Genomic DNA, 19,370 nt, shown 5'->3' on the forward strand with positions numbered 1-19,370 from the left:
AACAATAACACTTTCAGCTATTGTTTGTACTTTATCTATGAACGCACAAACAAAAATCAATTACCCTGAAACCAAGAAAATCGATCACGTGGATACGTATTTTGGCGAACAAATTAACGACATTTATCGTTGGTTAGAAGACGACAGGAGTCCGGAAACGGAAGCTTGGGTAAAAGCGCAAAACGTAGTTACGTATAACTATTTAGAGCAAATTCCCTACAGAGATCAGTTAAAAAAGAGAATGGAACAATTGTGGAATTACGAGAAAATTTCGGCTCCTTTCAAAGAAGGCGATTTCACGTATTACTACAAAAATAATGGCCTTCAAAATCAATCGGTTTTATACCGAAAAGATAAAAAAGGGAAAGAAGAAATCTTTTTAGATCCTAATACTTTTTCAAAAGACGGCACAACGTCTTTAGGCGGATTGAATTTTAGTAAAGACGGAAGTTTAGTTGCTTATTCCATCTCAGAAGGCGGAAGTGACTGGAGAAAAGTTATTGTTTTAGATGCAAAAACGAAGAAAATCATTGGCGATACTATTATTGATGTGAAATTTAGTGGCGTTTCTTGGTACAAAAATGAAGGTTTTTATTATTCAAGTTATGACAAACCTGTTGGAAGCGAATTATCGGCAAAAACGGACCAACACAAATTATATTATCACCAATTAAACACACCTCAAAAAGCGGATCAATTGATTTTTGGTGCCGATGTAAAAAGAAGATATGTTGGTGGAGGCGTTTCTGAAGATGAAAAGTATTTATTCATTTCGGCTGCGAATTCTACTTCTGGAAACGAATTGTATTACAAGGATTTATCAAATCCAAACAGTAAAATCGTTACTTTGATTGATAATTATGAAAACGACAACAACGTTTTAGACAATAAAGGTTCGAAAATATATTTGGTTACGAATTATAACGCACCAAACAAACGTATTGTAACTTTTGATTTGGCAAATCCTGCTAAAGAAAATTGGAAAGATTGCATCGCAGAAACTGAAAATGTACTTTCGCCAAATACAGGTGGCGGCTTTATTTTCGCAAGTTATATGAAAGATGCGGTTTCGTTCATCAAACAATATGATTACAACGGAAAATTAGTGCGTGATATTCAATTGCCAGGTATTGGAACAGCCGGAGGTTTTGGTGGAAAAGAGAAAGAAAACACATTATATTTCTCGTTTACGAATTATGTAACTCCAGGAACAACGTATTCTTTCGATGCGAAAACCGGAAAATCGAAAATATATCAAAAACCGAAAGTAGATTTCAAATCGGAAGATTACGAATCGAAACAAGTGTTTTATACTTCGAAAGATGGTACAAAAGTGCCAATGATCATTACTTATAAAAAAGGAACCGTTTTAAACGGACAAAATCCAACAATTTTATATGGTTATGGTGGTTTTAATATCAGTTTAACACCTGCTTTTAGTATTGCAAATGCGGTTTGGTTAGAAAATGGAGGAATTTACGCTGTCGCGAATTTACGCGGTGGTGGCGAATACGGTAAGAAATGGCACGATGCCGGAACACAATTGAAGAAGCAAAATGTATTTGATGATTTCATTGCGGCTGCCGATTATTTAATCCAAGAAAAATACACTTCGCCTGATTATTTAGCGATAAAAGGAGGTTCAAACGGTGGTTTATTAGTGGGAGCTGTGATGACACAACGTCCCGATTTAATAAAAGTAGCGTTACCAGCTGTTGGTGTTTTAGATATGTTGCGTTACCACACGTTTACCGCTGGAGCAGGTTGGGGTTATGATTATGGAACTTCTGAACAATCGAAAGAAATGTTTGCTTACCTAAAAGGCTATTCGCCAGTTCACAATGTAAAAGCAGGGACAAAATATCCGGCAACTATGGTAACCACAGGTGATCACGATGACCGCGTAGTGCCAGCACACAGTTTTAAATTTGCTGCCGAATTGCAAGCAAAACAAACGGGACCTAATCCAGTTTTAATTCGAATTGATGTCAATGCAGGTCACGGAGCTGGAAAATCAGTAGCCGCTACGATTCAAGAAAATGTGGATATGCAAGTGTTCACCCTTTACAATATGGGTATAAAAACCTTGAAATAAAAAGTTAAAAATTTCCAAAAAGAGTCTTCGGACTCTTTTTTTATGCAATAAATCCTTATTTTAGGGGTTTAAACTAGTATGAAAAAGATAATTATTATAGCCGCAATGGCACTGACGCTTGGATTCCAGAGTTGTAAATCGACCACAAAAGCAGTTGAGAATCCAGTAGAAACCTTAGCACGCGATGACTTTAGAAGTGCTTCAAAAGCAGAAACGGCACGAATTTTAGCCGAAGTAAATGCTAAGAATGCTAACAAAAGTGTTTTGGTTTTGACGCAAACCTACAAAGGCGAGAAAATCCAAGTTACGCAAAGCGGCAAAGTAATTTTCTCCGATTACCCAATTACCAATTTAAATACCCGAATTGCCACTTATTTCAGCATCAGCAACCAAAGTGATGCTGTTATAAAAGACATCAGAACCGGACAAGAAGTAGCAATCCCCACTGCAAAAGCGGTAAAATACAAGTACATTTATATTATGAAAAAAGTAAGTAACGGAAAATTCAAATATGTGGTTACTTATAGTAATACTTTGAGGCCGTTGGGGTAGTTATTTCGTGAGTTGATTTTAGGGTTGGATAGTTCTGAAAGTTTTAAGTTTTTGAGGGTTGTGGAATTTGGGACAGATTGGTTTGGTTAAATATAAAATTTCTTGCGAAAGATAAATATGAATGAACGACAAAATTGGCAATTTTGAAAAAAGGCTGTTAGGCAAGGTTTTTAATTTAACGTTATCTTCCTTTCAGGACAGTTTTCAGTCTTACAAAGTATAGTTCCACTTTCGTATTTGCTTTTATCATATACCTTTATCACATTAAAAAGTTTATGTTTTATATAGTCAAATTCAAAAGTTTTTTCGTTGAAAATTGAGTCGATTGGTTGCGCTTCAAAAAATCCGTCGTGATTACCATTATTCCCTTTCATATATCTTCCAAGCTTTCCAAAAATAGTAGTTGGATAATCTTTATGTGAACTTATTTTTAACGGACAATCTAAAACACCATCAAATTCCAATCCTTTTACACTATCTAAGAACGAATATTTGGTTTCCAACACTATGTAGTCATAGTTTGATAATTCGTAAAAAAAATCATTATAACTTTTTCCAGTTGAGTCTTTTAGTAATTTACTTTTGATAAGTTCTGCTTCAAATCCTTTTATGTAATGTTTTATTGAAATTCCATCAACTGTAACTTCTTCGGAGTAGCATTTGTTATATATTTCGGTAATATTATTTTCTTGACAGCTATAAAAAGAACTGATTATAAAAAATATGATTATTGATGTGATTTTTTTCATAATGATGACAAAGGTGTGCGGCGGCCAGAAGTGGAAATGGGCCAAGACCTAGGCTTCACAAATATAAATAAAACTTTAAATTAAATATCTTTTGTGTTGATGATAAATCCTTGCCTCGCCATTCTCCAAAACCGTGGTTAAAAACTGGCCTTCTGTCCATCGAGTATATTAATTAAATATTTATGAAAACTACAAGTAATTACTTAATAGTTTTTTTATAATACATCATTCAAAATAAACCCGCAAATCATTCATTTTAATAGAATTATTTATTATGTACTTAATGTCATGAATTGAAAATTTATTTGGGAGATTTTCTGTTATTTCCATTAAATAAGGCTTCACTCTTTGATAAGGAATTCCATATTCAAATAATTTATTTACAATTACTAAAGATTCATGAGTAGGATTCTCGATACCAATAAATTTGCTGTAAAATTGAGCTTTTCTAATCTTCGCCTCTCTTATTACTTCATCTTTTAGTAAACTTTTTAAATTATATTCTTTATACAGATCATTGATATCTATTGTAAAATTTAGCAATGGTATTATTTTAAATGGTAAAACACTGTATATCATGTCTATAAGTGTGGATATGATTTTGGATTTTTTTTCATTAGGTTTTAAAAGATGTAACTCTTCAACCATTTCATTGAATGATTTGAATTTATGATTTAAAGCAATATTGTATGCTTTCGTATCTATTCCTCCTTTATTTATTTTTCCAATAATTCCAAGTAGAAATAAATTGTCTTTCTCTTTTATGTAATTAATTAAAGTTATTAATTGGTTAAAAGTAAACCCATGCGTGTTTAGTACTTTACTTACTTCCAAATGAGGTACATTAGAATAATTAGAGTTTTCTAATAAATTTTTTAAAGTAGATTTATTTTCATCGCAATTCTCATCTTTAGGATTTAATTTTACCTCACTATCATCCTCTCTATTGATTTCTATAATCTCTGCTCTATTCTCGATGACAAATTGAATATCAATTTCTTCATAGGATAAATTAGCATTTTCAAATTGCGATTGATGTTCTTCTCGATAAAAAATATTACCTACTTTATGCTCTCCTAATCTTCCGGCTCTGCCAATCAAATTTTTAAACTTAACTAAATCATTTTTTCCTAATATGTCATTAGAGTTTGCTATATAAATGTTTTTTGTTGGAGTATTTACACCTTCGATAATAGAGTTTGTGGCAAGAATATTATTTATTGCTCTTGTTTTAAAAAGTTCAATTACTTTTTTCTGAATGAATTTGGGCATTGGACCATAATGTATTCCAATACCTGATTTTAAAGCTTTGATTGGTAACCAATCTGAATGGAAATCTTCTTCAACTCTTTTAACCCAATTATCATTTACTACGATAGGAATATTAATGTTTTTTAAATTTTTAATATAAAATTCTTCAAGCTTTTTTGGTGAACTGAAATAAACAAGATTTGGTTTTTTATTTTCATTTATTGCTTCATTAATTTTTTTATCTAAATCTTTAATTGACTGAAAACTTTTTGCAACTGGTGCATAATCTGATTTTAAAATTTCAAAATTTAAATGCTCTAAACCGCTTAGTGAATTAACTAATGGCATTAATAAGATAATTTTATTTGAATTTTCTAAAGTATCTATGAAAGAGCGATTTAAGATAACTTCTCTACTACCTTTTATTGGATCAGTAAGTTTATATGCTTCGTCTATAACAAATAAGTCAATATTACCATAGAATTGAATTAGATTGTAATATTTCTCTTGTGTACCGATAAAAATACTTTTTTCATTAATTGTTTCTAGATTTTTAATAGAGTCAAAAATGGTATAATCCATATTTTCAAACAAGTTTTTAAAATCATCTAACAATTCATCTGCTAAAGAATTAGTAGGAACAATAAATACAACTTTATTTGGCTGATAGTTATTTATATATTCCTTAATAAGCATAGTCTTTCCAAAACTTGTCGGTGCAGACACTATGCTCCTTTTATTTTCAATAATTTTTTTAAAAATATTGATTTGTTCAGATGTGAATGAAATATTTGGATTGTGACTCAACAAATTTCTTTCTTGAATAAATTCAAGTTGTTTTGAAAAAAATGAATCATCAATTTTTTCTTCATAATATGGAGATAAATCGAATAAAAATAAATCTTCAATCGAAACATTATCTTTTGATTCGTCCAAGAGCTTAATAAGATCCTCTCTGTTTTTTTGATTTATCATAACATTTTCAATTCAATTATTAAGTCTAAAGCTTTACGTTGTGCTTTAAAAATCAAATCATTTTTTGATTCAATTGGTAAATGATATATATGTATTTTATTGTGAGACGGAAAGCCCTTAATATTAATTTTATCGACTAATTTATAAGACTTATCATAAATTGTAATAGGAGTTTCTAATGTATGTAAAACAAATCCAGTTAAAATTAAAGGCATTTTTTTTATTTCATCTTCTGTTTTGGTTGTAATATCACCATTTATACCTTTAATTATAATACTATTGGAACCATTTATCTTAGATATATAATCTTCAAGTTTGCTAATAAACGACTTATCATTAACAATTTTATAAGCACCTCCATATAAATCACCATAAAACTTAGCTTCTCCTAAAACCAAAAAATCATCAGAATACATACAATTATCTGCACCGTGACCTGTAACACTAATATTGTCACCAATATTTAAGACACCAGTAATTAATCTATTGTCAATAAAATCAATATTAAGTCTTGCTAACAAAGCTTCTGCAAAAAAAGTATAATAAGATTGTTTCGTGTTATTGTCATCAATGTTTTTTTGAATTTCTGCATCGAGGACTTTTTCTTCTCTATTTCTAAAAGGATTTCCGATAAATCTTTGTAGTTGCTTAATTCTATCCTCTATTTTTAAAGGTTCATTAACTTGAAACAAATAATTCAATTTTGCTTCATCGTATAGAATATTAAGAATGTAATGATCTAAATCAGGTAATGTCAAGGTATGTGCATAGACACTAAATTCATATCTACAGCATTTACTTTTCGTTTTATTTGATATGGTTAAAGACATTTATATTTCTAAAGTTTTTAGATTTGGTTAAAGATTTCATTGCTTTTTTACTCCAAGATTACTCCTCTTTTTAGTAAAAAATCTTTCAGTTCAGCTAACTCCTCAATTTCATTGCTTTTAGATGAGAAAAATAGCTCTTTTAATTATACAATAGTGTTAAATGCCTGAATATGCACTAGGCTTGGCTGTAACTTACAAACACACGAACCTTTAATTCAAAAATCCGCACATTTCCTCAGCAAACATATAAAAAATTTTAAATCATAACGGATTCTAACATTGTGTATTCGTTTAAAAGCACAAAACACCTGTCAAAAATCTTAAAAAAAACAAAATCCCGATTCGCATCGGGATTCTTTAGTATTCTTATATGTAAACCAATTTATTTTTAAAATTGTTATTCTAATTTTGGGTTGTATAATTGTTTGCCGCGGTATTGCATTAGTAAAAAGACACCTATTAAAACCGAGGCAATTCCTTCAAAAAATAGCGCAGCAGCATAAGGGATTACGCCTAAATCTCTACCAAAAAATAAGGATCCTGATAATTCTTTTAGGAACATTTCACCGCCATTGAATTGTACAAATACTACAAGACCAATCATGCTTAGCAACACACCTAAAGCACCCGTTTTTAAAGCCGCAAAAAACGCATCAAAAAAATCAAGGGTACCGTTTTCTATTTTGTAAGTTATTGTTCTATTGATAAAATACAAAATAAGCAACGCATTAAAGCTTCTTAAAATTGCATTATTAGCAAATCCGAGCGCATTCATTAGAAGAAAATAAACTCCTAAGGCCATAAACAGTAAAAAACCGTTCTTAATTTCGATAGCATTTTTCATAGTGGTAAGGTTTTAGAATTCTAAATTACAATTATAAAAGCTAATCACTTGATAATCAATGTATAAAATATTGTTAAATTAAAATCGGTTGTCACCGCCTAAAACTCTTCCTAAACCGCCTAACAAACTGCCTTCGTCTCTACTGCTTCCGCCCGCTTTTGGCGCTGATGCGATAATTCTATCCGCTAATCTACTAAAGGGTAATGATTGAATATAAGCAACTCCAGGACCACGAAGTGTTGCGAAGAAAACGCCTTCGCCTCCAAATATTGTATTTTTTATGCCGCCGACAAATTCAATATCATAATCGATGTCTTTAGTAAAGCCAACGATGCAACCAGTATCTACTTTTAAAACTTCACCCGCTTGTAATTCTCTTCGGGCTAATGTGCCACCAGCGTGAATAAATGCCATTCCATCACCTTCCAGTTTTTGCATGATAAAACCTTCGCCGCCAAACAATCCTCTTCCTAGTTTTCTAGAAAAGTCAATTCCTACGGCAACACCTTTTGCAGCACATAAGAACGCATCTTTTTGACAAACAAATTTCCCACCGTACTTGTTCAAATCAATCGGTACAATTTTTCCGGGATAGGGAGAAGCAAAAGATACTTTTCGTTTGCCTTGATCCACGTTTAAGTATGCGGTCATGAACAAACTTTCGCCTGTTAAAACACGTTTCCCAGCAGATAAAAGTTTTCCTAAAATACCGTCTTCTTTTTCGCTACCATCGCCAAAAATAGTTTGCATTTTAATACCGTTGTCCATCATCATAAAACTTCCTGCTTCGGCAACTACAATTTCTTGCGGATCCAATTCAATTTCCACATATTGCATTTCTTCACCAAAAATCTGATAATCTATTTCGTGTGCTTTCATATCGTTTTGTTTTAGTAATTTGACAGTAAAATGCTTAAATCGTTACATTTATTCGCGCATAAAATTAATAATCAAGTTTCACATAACCTATTTCTTTGCTAATTCTTGCTTTTCTACGGTTGATGTAGGAGGAAGAGTTTGAAGCTTTAAATTTTCTAGGATTCGGCAGAATTGCTGCTATTGCAGCGGCTTCATATCGCGTTAAGCTTTTCGCATCTTTTCGAAACCAGTGTTTTGAAGCTGCTTTGGCACCATAAACGCCATCGCCCATTTCAATACTGTTCAAATAGACTTCCATAATGCGTTTTTTACCCCAAATCAATTCGATTAAAACGGTGTAATAAGCTTCCAAACCTTTTCGCAAATAACTTCTTCCTTGCCATAGAAAAACGTTTTTAGCCGTTTGTTGTGAAATGGTACTACCGCCTTTTAGTTTTTTACCTTTTTTATTGCTTTTATACGCATTATACAAAGCATCCACATCAAAACCTGCATGCGCTAAGAAATGACCGTCTTCACTAGCAATTACTGCTTTTTGAAGGTTTAAGGAAATTTCTTCAATAGGAATCCAATCGTGACTATAGGTAATTTTTTTTCCTTCGTCATCGTGTTCCATCGCTCTAATAACCATTAAAGGTGTAAACGGAACGGGCACAAATTTGAACAATAAAACCAATGAAAAACTTATGATATTGAACCACATAAACGCCAATAAACAGAAGCGTAAGATCTTTTGACCTAAAGTTCTTTTCTTTGTTGGTTTCTTTTTTGGAGTTGTATTTTTTGTTGCTGGTTTTTTCTTTGCAACTGGAGTAACTTTTTTTGCCATATTATACTAAATCTGCTAATTCTTGTCCAACTAAACTGCCAATTGCGACGCCCATTCCGCCTAATCGCACGCCACAATAAACGTGATTTGAAAGTTGGCTTATGATTGGTTTTTTGTGATTTCCAATTCCCATGGTGCCGCTCCATCGATGTTCGATTTCAAAATCTTGATTGGGCAAAATTACCGTTTTTAATAGTGCTTCCAATCGGTTTTGAATTAATTTAGTAGTATCGTGTGAAGTGGTCGTTTCGCCTTCAAAATCTAAGTTTCGACCGCCACCAAAAAGAATTCTATCGTTAATGTTTCTGAAATAATAATACCCTTGGTCTAAATGAAAAGTTCCTTTTATATCGAGATTTGGAATTGGTTTTGTAATCAAAACTTGTGCTCTTGCTGGTTGCACTTGATTATTAGTTATTTTCGATGCAAAACCATTCGTAGTAAATAGCAGTTTATTAGTTTTAAAGGTAATTCCGTTCGTAACCACTTCCACATTTTCGGTAGTTTCTTGATAATCGGTAACCGTTTGATTGTTTAAAATTAGAATATCGTTTTGATGTGCTTTTTTCAACAAGGCTTGCATCATATTTCCGGTATCAATTTGGGCTTCGAACGGATTGAAAATTAAGTATTCGAAAATATTTCCAAAATTAAAGCGATCTACTTCTTTCGAAAAAACGTCGGTTTTAAATAATGGTTTGATGACTTCATTGATGAATGGAATTTGCTGCAGGCATTGCTCATAAAACGCATCATCGTCTTTTAAAAACAATTCGTATCCGCCCAAAAGCTTAAAATCCAAGGCTTCGTCACCCAAGTTCTTTCGAAGCAATTGTAAACCCGCATAACGTTTTTGAATGAGCTGAATAACTTCTTCCTCCGTATGACTTTTTAAATCGTCGATAATTTCTGAAATGCTACCAAAGCAAGCAAAACCCGCATTTTTTGTACTAGCGCCTTGCGGCAAACTTCCTTTTTCTAAGATTAGAATTTTAGCTTTTGGAAATCGTTCCCGCAAAGCCAAAGCGCTGTGCAAACCAACAATTCCGCTTCCTACAATGGTGAAATCAACATTCGTAAACCAATTTTTTAATTCCCAATAACTGAGTTGCATTTCTAGCTGTTTTTATCGAAGTAAAAATACTAATTAGTTTTATATTTATACAATAATTTAAGTTATTTGCGTTTCTTAACCAAAGCCACCACTATGCGATTTTGCTCTATTTTATTTCTTTTATTTGTAACGAATACGTTTTTCGGACAAAATAAATAGCTGATAATATAGCTAGTTTCTTCTATTAAAACTGGTAAAACCCTCCTATATTCCTTGCTAAACAAAATATAATCAACTTTTTTAAGTTTTCCAATTCTACGCTATGCTTATAAAAATCTTCCTATTCTTTTTTACTTCTTTTATTTTTTTAAATTGTCAAAACGATAGTTTCAAATTGTTTTCAACGGCACCGTTGGAAGAAAATAGCAAAAATTATGCTTCAAAACACGAAGAAGCTTTGCAATATTGCAAACAAGAAGGTTTTAATGAAGGGTATTATTTTTTAGTGGATTTGAGTATTCACTCCGGTAAAAATCGCTTCTTCATTTATGATTTTGACGCTAAAAAAGTGACAGACAAAAAATTAACTACTCACGGCAGTTGTGATAAATTTGAAGACAACGATACCAAATGGGAAAAGGTAAAATTTAGCAATAAAGCAAACAGTCATTGTTCTTCTAAAGGGAAATATAAAATTGGAAAAAGAGATTACAGCAGTTGGGGAATTCACGTAAAATATTGGCTTCACGGTTTAGAACCTTCAAACCAAAATGCTGTGGAACGTGTAGTGGTGCTTCATTCGTGGTCTGCTGTTAAAAACAAAGAAATATTTCCGAAATATTCGCCCCTAAGTTGGGGTTGTCCTGCAGTTTCCGATGAATTTATGCAAGTTTTGGATAAAAAACTTCAAGCAACTGAAAAACCAGTTTTACTCTGGATTATTGAATAGCAATAAGCTATTCGTAGAAAGTAATATGAATTTTTGTAAATATAATCGTGATTCTTAAAAAATTTAAGTGGAGAATTACTACCCTTTATCTTCTTCCGCTTTCACTGATTTCTTTCTAGATTTAATAGCTTTCATCACCAAAGGAAAAGATGTAATTGCAATTAAAATAAGAATAATAGTTTCGATGTGTTTCTTTAAATCGATATCAAATTCAGATAAGAAAAATCCGTATAAATAATGTCCAGCAAAGACTAAAAGGAAGGACCAAAGTATAGAACTGATTACGTTATAAAACATAAACTTTCCTTTTGGCATGTGCACAATTCCGGCAATAATGGGCACAAACGTTCTAACGATAGGTAAGAATCTTGCAAAAATAATTGCAATACCTCCGTGTTTTTCGAAGAAGGCTTGGGATTCGTATAAATATTTCTTTTTAAACCAGAAACTATCTTGTTTATCGTATAAAAACTGACCACTTTTAGAGCCAAACCAATAACCAAAAATGTTTCCTAAAGTGGCCGCCACGGCTATTAATAAGGCTAAAACAGTAACATTAGACAAATCACTCGGGATTAAGAAAAAGGTTTCTACTAATTCGCGGCTGTAAATTCCAGAAAGGAACAACAAACTATCGCCGGGTAAGAAAAAACCAGCAAACAATCCAGTTTCGGCAAAAACAATGAACAAAACCATGTAAATTCCAATCGGCACACCGCCAACTTCCATAGTGATATAGAATTCGGGATTAAAGAGCTTGGTCCAATGGAAATCGTTCATTTTATTCTAATTTATTTACTGATTTGGCTACCACCATTGCCACTGCAGCATCTCCGGTAACATTAACAGTAGTTCTACACATATCTAAAGGTCGGTCAATGGCAAAAATCAAGGCCAATCCCGCTTCTGGAATTCCGGCTTGAGCTAATACGATTACTAGCATTACCATTCCAGCACCAGGAACAGCGGCACTTCCTATAGAAGCTAAAGTGGCTGTTACTATAATTCCTAATTGAACGCCTAACGATAAATCCATACCAAAAGCTTGTGCAATAAACACCGCAGCAACTGCTTGATATAAACTCGTTCCGTCCATATTTATTGTGGCTCCGATTGGTAACACAAAACTCGCCACCTCATCATCAACGCCCAAATTATCAACAACTCGTTCCATGGTAACAGGTAAAGTTGCTGCACTTGAGCTTGTTGAAAAAGCTAATAATTGGGCTGGCGAAATTCCGTTAAGGAAAAACGAAGCACTTTTTTTAGCGAAAACTTTAACAATTAACAAATACACTCCAATCATTAAAGCAAGTCCTAATAAAACTGTTAATCCGTACATTCCAAGTGCTTTGAATAAATCTAAACTTGGTGATTCGGCAACAATTGCGGCTAATAATGCAAAGACTCCAAACGGAGAAAAAAGCATTATCAAATCGATCATTTTTAAGATAATTTCATTGAAACTATCAAAAAAGTCTTTGACAGGTTTCGATTGTGACTCAGGAAGTAAAATCATCGCAATTCCAAAAATAATGGCAAAGAAAATAACTTGCAACATGTTTCCATTATCGCTTGCAGCCTTAAAAATATTATCAGGAACAATATCTACTAATGATTGTAAAGGTCCAACTTGTCTTTGTACTGCTGCGGCTTCAATTTTAGAATTCGCATCAGTAGTATAATTAGAAACCAATTCCGTTCTGGTTTTTTCCGAAATATAACTTCCGGGTTTTATTACATTTACAATTACTAGTCCGATGGAAACCGCCAAAACGGTGGTTAAAACGTATAATCCAATGGTTCGTCCACCCATTTGGGATAATTTCGAAATGTCTTTTAAGTCAGAAATCCCTTTAATTAACGAACCTAAAATCAGTGGAACAGCAATTAATTTCAATAAATTTATGAAAATCGTTCCGAATGGTTTTACCCAATCAACGATAATATCTTTTCCCCAAGCAAATTGAATTAATATAAAAGCAAATAATACTCCGGTGATCATTCCAAGTAATATTTGCCAGTGTAATGCTAGTTTTTTCATTGTTCCATTTTCATTTAAGATTGTGAAAATAAGCATATTTTTTTTAAATAGTCTTATATTTAACCACGATTTAAAAATATAAACGATGAAAAAATTTATTTTATTCATTTTCAGCGTCTTAAGTATGAGCACATTAGCACAGCAAAATCTTACGCCGGAAATGCTTTGGCAATTGGGAAGGGTTTCTCCTTTGGGAATTTCAAAAGACGGAAAGCTTTTAATCTACAAAGTAGGTACGCCAGATATGGCCGAAAACAAAATAAATTCCAAATTTTACAGCATTCCTCTTCAGGGTGGAACGGCTTCAGAAATTGAAGATTATGCTTCACTTTTAGCCGATAAAAATGTTTCATCGAACGGAAAATTGAAATTAATTTCGCAGGAAGTAAAAGTGGAAAAAATACTAGGAACTGATGTTTATCCCGAACTAACTAAAACAACTGCTCAAGTTTATAATGGTTTAGATTATCGCCATTGGGACACTTGGAATGAAGGTTCGCATAACCACGTCTTTATAGAAACCATTGGTGCTCCAAATATCAAAGTGATTGCTCCTTATGATATTATGCCAAACGAACCTTATGATTCGCCGCAAAAACCTTTTGGCGGAGATGAAGATTATATTTGGTCGCCGGATGGTTCAAAAGTAATTTATGTAAGTAAGAAAAAAGTAGGAACCGCTTATGCGACTTCCACAAACACCGATTTATATGAATATGATGTCGCTTCAAAAATCACTAAAAATCTAACCGAAGGAAATTTAGGATATGATTTAGCGCCTCAATTTTCTCCAAATGGTGATTTGACTTGGTTGCAAATGAAGCGCGATGGATATGAAGCCGATAAAAATGATATTATCGTGCGTCATAAAGGTGTTGATTTAAATTTAACGGCACATTGGGACGGAACTGTTGATGCGTTTACTTGGTCAGCAGATGGAAAAAAAGTATATTTTGTAGCACCAATTAAAGGAAGCAAACAACTTTTTGAAGTAAATTTCCCTGGTTTAACAAGAATTGCAATTCGTGTTACGCAATTGACGGACGGTGATTTCGACGTGAATTCAATCGTTGGTTTTGTGGGAACTAGCGTGTTAGTAACTAGAACCGATCACAATCATGCTACTGAAGTGTTTTCGTATGATTTGAAAAAGAAATCTTGGAAACAAATAACGAAAGTAAATGATGCGATGTATAGCAATATCGCAATGTGCAAATCTGAAAAAAGATGGGTTACTACAACAGACGGCAAACAAATGTTAGTTTGGGTAGTTTTACCTCCAAATTTTGATAAAACAAAGAAATATCCAACACTTTTATATTGTCAAGGTGGCCCACAAAGTGCTTTAACGCAATTCTATTCGTTTCGATGGAATTTACAAGTAATGGCTTCACAAGGTTATATTATTGTAGCACCAAATAGAAGAGGAATGCCAGGACACGGTGTGGAATGGAATGAAAAAATAAGTGGCGACTGGGGCGGACAAGTAATGGATGATTATTTATCAGCCATTGATGACGTGGCTAAAGAATCGTATGTTGACAAAGCTCGTTTAGGAGCAATTGGAGCAAGTTATGGCGGTTATTCCGTGTTTTATTTAGCGGGAATTCACCAAAACCGATTCAAAACATTTATTTCGCACTGTGGGGTTTTCAATACGCAAAGTATGTACGGAACAACAGAAGAAGTTTTCTTTTCGAATTGGGATTCTGGTGGTGCTTATTGGGAAAAAGAAAATGCCATTGCACAGAAAACATACAATGAATTTAACCCAATTAATAAGGTGAATAATTGGAACACGCCAATTTTAATTATTCAAGGTGGGAAAGATTTCCGTGTGCCCATTGGACAAGGACAAGAAGCTTTTCAAGCGGCTCAACTAAGAGGAATTAAAAGTAAATTCGTGTTGTTTCCAGACGAAAATCACTGGGTTTTACAACCTCAAAATGCGATGGTTTGGCAAAAAGAATTTTTTGGCTGGTTGAAAGAAACGCTGTAGGAATGGCAATGGCAATGGCAATGGCAATTTCAAAAATCAATTGTGTTGCTTGCAAAAAGAAATTAATATAGTAAATAAGAAAAAATAAAAATTCTTAATACGGAGAAAACATACCAAAAAAAACCACTTCATCACGAGGTGGTTTTTTTGCTTTGAATTCTAAAAGCAATGAGTAAATATACTAACTTAGTGTTTAAGTTATTCATAGGTTAGAAAAAACTAAAGAAGTAAAGAACTCATTGTCATCTTCATTTACGTTTATTGTTTTAAAATTACGCTTAATCGGATTATTTTTTTAGTTGCGACTAAAAAAAGATTTATAAATCATCTTTTTTTTTATAACTTCGCATTAAATGATTCAACTTATGAAACAATTCATCTTACTTGTGCTCTTTAGTGCTTCACTAGTGGGTTGCAAAGACACCCGACCAAAAGACGGTAAATTCCATATCGTAACCACGACTTCTATGATTACTGATCTCGTGCAAAACATTGGTGGTGACAAAGTAGCAGTGCAAGGTTTGATGGGTGCTGGAGTAGATCCACATCTTTACAAAGCCAGTGAAGGCGATGTTTCAAAACTATTCAACGCTAATATGATTATATATAGCGGACTTCATTTAGAGGGAAAATTAGTTGAAGTTTTCGAAAAAATGAAACGTCAAAAAATAAAAACCATAGCGGTTTCAGATGCTTTGGATAAAAAAGAATTAATAGGTTCTACTCTTTTTGCATCGAATTATGATCCTCATATTTGGTTTGATGTTAAGAATTGGGAACAAATTACAATTTATGTCGAAAAGCAACTTTCAGAAGCACTTCCAGAACAGAGAGAATATTTTAAAGCAAATGCGGCAATCTATTTAGAAAAATTAAAAGTATTAAAACAAGAAATAGAAGCAGAAATCGCCACACTTCCTGAAGATAAACGTCGTTTAGTTACGGCTCACGATGCTTTTAATTATTTTGGAAAAGCGTACAAATTTGATGTTGTGGGTTTGCAAGGACTATCAACCGCAACAGAAGCAGGTGTTCAAGATGTTCAGAAAACTGCTGCTTATATTATTGACCATAAAGTTAAAGCGGTATTTATAGAAAGTTCAGTTCCTAGAAGAACCGTAGAAGCTTTGCAAGCCGCCGTGAATTCGAAAAATCACGAAGTTGTAATTGGCGGTACTTTATTTTCCGATGCTTTGGGAAATCCCGGAACTCCAGAAGGAACTTATATTGGAATGTTTAAATTTAATGTGCACACCATCGTGAACGCTCTAAAATAATGGAAAAAATAGCAGTAAAAGTAGATGACTTAACGGTAGCTTACAACTACAAGCCAGTGCTTTGGGATATCGACTTACAGATTCCGGAAGGGGTTTTGATGGCAATTGTAGGTCCAAATGGTGCTGGGAAATCGACCTTAATCAAAGCGATATTAGGAATTTTGAAACCCATCGCGGGAAGTGTAACCATATTTGACAAACCTTATGATTCCCAACGCAAAAAAGTTGCTTATGTTCCTCAAAAAGGAAGTGTAGATTGGGATTTTCCAACAACAGCATTGGATGTAGTGATGATGGGAACTTATGGCAGTTTAGGTTGGATTAAAAGACCCGGAGCCAATGAGAAAAAAAGAGCTTTGGAAGCACTTGAAAAAGTGGGAATGCTTTCATTTAAAAGCCGTCAAATAAGTCAACTTTCGGGCGGGCAACAACAACGAATTTTCTTAGCAAGAGCTTTAGTTCAAGATGCCGAAATTTACTTTATGGACGAACCTTTTCAAGGAGTTGATGCCACTACAGAAGTTGCGATTATCAACATTTTAAAAGAACTTCGAAAAGCAAAAAAAACCGTTGTGGTAGTGCATCACGATTTGCAAACTGTTCCAGAGTATTTTGACTGGGTGACCTTTCTAAATGTTAAGAAAATTGCAACTGGTCCTGTTAAAGATATCTTTAATGATGACAATTTAACAAAGACTTACGGCATCAATTACAAAGTTAGTATTCAGAAATAATATGGATGTACTTGACTATATAAAACTTGCTTCTAGCGATTATACGCTTCGCACCATCACGTTAGGAACTGCCGTTTTAGGTGGCGTAACGGGAATGTTGGGTAGTTTTGCGGTGCTTCGAAAACAGAGTTTATTGGGCGATGCAATTTCACACGCTGCTTTGCCAGGCATTGCTTTGGCGTTTCTAATTACAGGCTCAAAAGACACGAATATTCTTCTAATTGGTGCTTTAATTAGTGGACTCCTCGGCACTTTATGGATTCGAGGAATTACTACAAAAACACATTTAAAGTCGGATACTGCTTTAGGACTTATTCTATCCGTATTTTTTGGATTTGGAATGTTTTTGTTGACCTTTATTCAAAAGCAACCGAATGCCAATCAGGCGGGATTAGATAAATATCTTTTTGGACAAGCCGCCACATTAGTCGAAAGCGATGTTTGGTTGATGAGTATCGTCACGGGATTGTGTTTAATCGTACTCCTCCTCTTTTGGAAAGAATTCAAAATTTTACTTTTTGATAAAGATTACGCTCAAACTTTGGGCTTCAATACTAAATTTATAGATATTTTAATCACAACCTTTATTGTACTTGCTATCGTTTTAGGATTACAAACGGTTGGCGTCGTTTTAATGAGTGCTATGTTGTTAGCTCCAGCTGCTGCTGCACGACAATGGACTAATAGCTTAGGATTAATGGTTTTTCTTGCGGCTATTTTGGGAGCTAGTGCCGGTGTTTTTGGAACGGCTATAAGTTCAACTCAAAATAACTTATCGACTGGACCTGTAATTGTTTTAGTAGCTTCAACTTTTGTATTACTATCGTTTATATTCTCGCCAAAGCGAGGCTTACTTTTTAGACAAATACGTTTGATTCAAAACCGAAATGCTTTGGAACTTCAAAAAACGTTGACATTTATGTATCATATTGTGGAAGATCACGAAGATGTTTCGCATCCGCACGCCATTAAAATTTTAAATAATTTTCAAGGATATAGTCGAAAAGGCTTGCGGCAACTGGTCAATAAAAACTATGTTACGCTAAAAGGTGAAATGTGGAGTTTAACGCCGGAAGGTGTGGAAGCAGCGACAACTATGTATAATCAAAATCTAAACGATGACTAACGCACAATTTGAAATACAGCTTATCGCCAGTTTAGTCGCAATTGCTTGTGCGATTCCAGGAACTTTTTTGGTACTTCGAAAAATGGCAATGATTAGCGATGCAATTAGCCATTCTATTTTACCTGGAATTGTTGTTGGGTTTTTTATCACTCAAGATTTAAATTCGCCCTTATTAATTTTATTAGCCGCAATAACTGGTGTTTTAACTGTTGTAATGGTTGAAAAAATTCAGCAAACGAAATTAGTAAAAGAGGATACCGCGATTGGATTAGTTTTTCCGGCTTTATTCAGTATTGGTGTGCTTATGATTGCGAAATATGCCAATGATGTCCATCTCGATATTGATGCCGTACTTTTAGGGGAATTAGCCTTTACTCCTTTTGATCGTTTGTATTATAATGATATGGATTTTGGTCCGAAATCACTTTGGGTAATTGGAATAATTTTAACTATTACGCTTGGTCTTTTGTTTGCGTTTTATAAAGAACTTAAATTGAGCACATTTGATGCCGGACTTGCCACTTCTTTAGGATTTTCGCCTGCAATATTGCATTATGGATTGATGAGTGTTGCTTCGGTTACGACAGTTGGAGCTTTCGATGCTGTTGGTGCTATTTTGGTGGTCGCTTTAATGATTGCTCCTGCCGCAACCGCCTATTTACTGACTACAAACTTGAAGAAGATGATTGCGTTAGCTTGTTTCTTTGGTGTTTTTAGTGCGATTTCGGGCTATTGGGCGGCCAACTATTTAGATGCTTCAATTGCAGGAAGTATTACAACAATGTTAGGTTTAGTATTTTTAGCAGTGTATTTATTCGCGCCAAGCAAAGGATTATTCGCCGTTTTATATCGCGAAAAACAACAGCGACTAGAAGTGTCATTAATCACTTTTATTTTACATCTTACCAATCACACGGAAGTTGAAGAACGCCATGTAAATCACTTGAACGAACATATCAATTGGCAAAAAGTGCGAAGTAAGGCCGTATTAAATTTAGCTCAAAAAAACAATTTAGTGACGATTGACAACAATATTGTTTCGCTTACTGAAAAAGGCACGAAATTCACAAGCAGAGCTATTAATTACATCATCACTAATGAAGATGCACTAATTGAAGACATGAAAGATGATTTCTTTTTGTTTAGAGGATAAGATTCGAATAAATTTAGAAATTAGTAAAAA

At 33.7% G+C, this 19,370-nt stretch carries 17 protein-coding genes; 8 read left to right on the plus strand and 9 right to left on the minus strand.

The genetic code is table 11. The annotated features are described in order from the left end of the window. Positions 1–37 precede the first annotated feature (37 nt). Both T1L09_RS10620 and T1L09_RS10625 read left to right on the plus strand, forming a co-directional pair. Positions 38–2,095 (plus strand): prolyl oligopeptidase family serine peptidase, encoded by a 2,058-nt coding sequence (locus T1L09_RS10620; protein ID WP_322551559.1) that lies wholly within the window; start codon positions 38–40, stop codon positions 2,093–2,095. 78 nt (positions 2,096–2,173) lie between these two features. Then, entirely contained in the window at positions 2,174–2,647 is a 474-nt protein-coding gene (locus tag T1L09_RS10625; RefSeq protein WP_322550939.1) for a hypothetical protein, read from the plus strand. A 170-nt stretch (positions 2,648–2,817) separates the two neighbouring features. On the opposite strand, the gene T1L09_RS10630 is transcribed toward T1L09_RS10625, so the two are convergent. The 7 genes from T1L09_RS10630 to T1L09_RS10660 all read right to left on the minus strand — a co-directional run bounded on the left by T1L09_RS10630 (position 2,818) and on the right by T1L09_RS10660 (position 10,118). Next, positions 2,818–3,396, minus strand: a complete 579-nt coding sequence (locus T1L09_RS10630; RefSeq protein ID WP_322550940.1) for a hypothetical protein — start codon at positions 3,394–3,396, stop codon at positions 2,818–2,820. Positions 3,397–3,621: 225 nt separating this feature from the next. Continuing rightward, positions 3,622–5,622: a DEAD/DEAH box helicase gene (locus T1L09_RS10635; RefSeq protein WP_322550941.1), complete on the minus strand. Its 2,001-nt coding sequence runs from the start codon at positions 5,620–5,622 to the stop codon at positions 3,622–3,624. Beyond that, a complete protein-coding gene (locus tag T1L09_RS10640) occupies positions 5,619–6,452 on the minus strand; it encodes a hypothetical protein (RefSeq protein ID WP_322550942.1) in 834 nt (277 codons plus the stop codon). The genes T1L09_RS10635 and T1L09_RS10640 overlap by 4 nt, the downstream gene beginning before the upstream one ends. Positions 6,453–6,849: 397 nt before the next feature. After that, positions 6,850–7,296 carry a hypothetical protein gene (locus T1L09_RS10645; RefSeq protein ID WP_322550943.1) on the minus strand — a complete coding sequence of 149 codons (447 nt, stop codon included), beginning with the start codon at positions 7,294–7,296 and terminating at the stop codon, positions 6,850–6,852. Positions 7,297–7,374: 78 nt separating this feature from the next. Continuing rightward, complete coding sequence (locus T1L09_RS10650) at positions 7,375–8,175, minus strand: TIGR00266 family protein (protein ID WP_322550944.1); 801 nt, start codon at positions 8,173–8,175, stop codon at positions 7,375–7,377. 64 nt (positions 8,176–8,239) lie between these two features. Continuing rightward, positions 8,240–9,004: a monofunctional biosynthetic peptidoglycan transglycosylase gene (gene mtgA, locus T1L09_RS10655; RefSeq protein ID WP_322550945.1), complete on the minus strand. Its 765-nt coding sequence runs from the start codon at positions 9,002–9,004 to the stop codon at positions 8,240–8,242. Position 9,005: 1 nt separating this feature from the next. Further along, positions 9,006–10,118 carry an NAD(P)/FAD-dependent oxidoreductase gene (locus T1L09_RS10660; protein ID WP_322550946.1) on the minus strand — a complete coding sequence of 371 codons (1,113 nt, stop codon included), beginning with the start codon at positions 10,116–10,118 and terminating at the stop codon, positions 9,006–9,008. Positions 10,119–10,380: 262 nt separating this feature from the next. On the opposite strand from T1L09_RS10660, the gene T1L09_RS10665 reads away from it, so the two are divergent. Continuing rightward, positions 10,381–11,007 (plus strand): murein L,D-transpeptidase catalytic domain-containing protein, encoded by a 627-nt coding sequence (locus tag T1L09_RS10665; RefSeq protein ID WP_322550947.1) that lies wholly within the window; start codon positions 10,381–10,383, stop codon positions 11,005–11,007. A gap of 78 nt (positions 11,008–11,085) precedes the next feature. Here T1L09_RS10665 and T1L09_RS10670 read toward each other — a convergent pair whose 3' ends face one another. Next, entirely contained in the window at positions 11,086–11,787 is a 702-nt protein-coding gene (locus tag T1L09_RS10670; RefSeq protein WP_322550948.1) for a DedA family protein, read from the minus strand. A gap of 1 nt (position 11,788) precedes the next feature. Next, complete coding sequence (locus tag T1L09_RS10675) at positions 11,789–13,051, minus strand: dicarboxylate/amino acid:cation symporter (RefSeq protein ID WP_322550949.1); 1,263 nt, start codon at positions 13,049–13,051, stop codon at positions 11,789–11,791. Positions 13,052–13,136: 85 nt separating this feature from the next. On the opposite strand from T1L09_RS10675, the gene T1L09_RS10680 reads away from it, so the two are divergent. From T1L09_RS10680 to T1L09_RS10700, 5 genes are all read left to right on the plus strand, one after another. Then, positions 13,137–15,050 carry a S9 family peptidase gene (locus tag T1L09_RS10680; protein WP_322550950.1) on the plus strand — a complete coding sequence of 638 codons (1,914 nt, stop codon included), beginning with the start codon at positions 13,137–13,139 and terminating at the stop codon, positions 15,048–15,050. 365 nt (positions 15,051–15,415) lie between these two features. Then, entirely contained in the window at positions 15,416–16,327 is a 912-nt protein-coding gene (locus T1L09_RS10685) for a metal ABC transporter solute-binding protein, Zn/Mn family (protein ID WP_322550951.1), read from the plus strand. Then, a complete protein-coding gene (locus T1L09_RS10690; protein ID WP_322550952.1) occupies positions 16,327–17,061 on the plus strand; it encodes a metal ABC transporter ATP-binding protein in 735 nt (244 codons plus the stop codon). Before T1L09_RS10685 ends, T1L09_RS10690 begins: the two co-directional genes overlap by 1 nt. Before the next feature lies 1 nt (position 17,062). After that, complete coding sequence (locus T1L09_RS10695; protein ID WP_322550953.1) at positions 17,063–18,187, plus strand: metal ABC transporter permease; 1,125 nt, start codon at positions 17,063–17,065, stop codon at positions 18,185–18,187. Then, the gene (locus T1L09_RS10700) at positions 18,180–19,340 is read left to right on the plus strand and encodes a metal ABC transporter permease (RefSeq protein WP_322550954.1); all 1,161 of its coding nucleotides are present in this window, start codon (positions 18,180–18,182) and stop codon (positions 19,338–19,340) included. Before T1L09_RS10695 ends, T1L09_RS10700 begins: the two co-directional genes overlap by 8 nt. The last annotated feature ends 30 nt before the right edge of the window (positions 19,341–19,370 follow it).

It is taken from the genome of Flavobacterium psychraquaticum (assembly GCF_034497725.1).
Classification (GTDB): domain Bacteria; phylum Bacteroidota; class Bacteroidia; order Flavobacteriales; family Flavobacteriaceae; genus Flavobacterium; species Flavobacterium psychraquaticum.

Bases quoted from the DNA above. Each gene is read 5' to 3' on its own strand.
- T1L09_RS10620 (WP_322551559.1), top strand. From the start codon at position 38: ATGAACGCACAAACAAAAATCAATTACCCTGAAACCAAGAAAATCGAT.
- T1L09_RS10625 (WP_322550939.1), top strand. From the start codon at position 2,174: ATGAAAAAGATAATTATTATAGCCGCAATGGCACTGACGCTTGGATTC.
- T1L09_RS10630 (WP_322550940.1), bottom strand. From the start codon at position 3,396: ATGAAAAAAATCACATCAATAATCATATTTTTTATAATCAGTTCTTTT.
- T1L09_RS10635 (WP_322550941.1), bottom strand. From the start codon at position 5,622: ATGATAAATCAAAAAAACAGAGAGGATCTTATTAAGCTCTTGGACGAA.
- T1L09_RS10640 (WP_322550942.1), bottom strand. From the start codon at position 6,452: ATGTCTTTAACCATATCAAATAAAACGAAAAGTAAATGCTGTAGATAT.
- T1L09_RS10645 (WP_322550943.1), bottom strand. From the start codon at position 7,296: ATGAAAAATGCTATCGAAATTAAGAACGGTTTTTTACTGTTTATGGCC.
- T1L09_RS10650 (WP_322550944.1), bottom strand. From the start codon at position 8,175: ATGAAAGCACACGAAATAGATTATCAGATTTTTGGTGAAGAAATGCAA.
- mtgA (WP_322550945.1), bottom strand. From the start codon at position 9,004: ATGGCAAAAAAAGTTACTCCAGTTGCAAAGAAAAAACCAGCAACAAAA.
- T1L09_RS10660 (WP_322550946.1), bottom strand. From the start codon at position 10,118: ATGCAACTCAGTTATTGGGAATTAAAAAATTGGTTTACGAATGTTGAT.
- T1L09_RS10665 (WP_322550947.1), top strand. From the start codon at position 10,381: ATGCTTATAAAAATCTTCCTATTCTTTTTTACTTCTTTTATTTTTTTA.
- T1L09_RS10670 (WP_322550948.1), bottom strand. From the start codon at position 11,787: ATGAACGATTTCCATTGGACCAAGCTCTTTAATCCCGAATTCTATATC.
- T1L09_RS10675 (WP_322550949.1), bottom strand. From the start codon at position 13,051: ATGAAAAAACTAGCATTACACTGGCAAATATTACTTGGAATGATCACC.
- T1L09_RS10680 (WP_322550950.1), top strand. From the start codon at position 13,137: ATGAAAAAATTTATTTTATTCATTTTCAGCGTCTTAAGTATGAGCACA.
- T1L09_RS10685 (WP_322550951.1), top strand. From the start codon at position 15,416: ATGAAACAATTCATCTTACTTGTGCTCTTTAGTGCTTCACTAGTGGGT.
- T1L09_RS10690 (WP_322550952.1), top strand. From the start codon at position 16,327: ATGGAAAAAATAGCAGTAAAAGTAGATGACTTAACGGTAGCTTACAAC.
- T1L09_RS10695 (WP_322550953.1), top strand. From the start codon at position 17,063: ATGGATGTACTTGACTATATAAAACTTGCTTCTAGCGATTATACGCTT.
- T1L09_RS10700 (WP_322550954.1), top strand. From the start codon at position 18,180: ATGACTAACGCACAATTTGAAATACAGCTTATCGCCAGTTTAGTCGCA.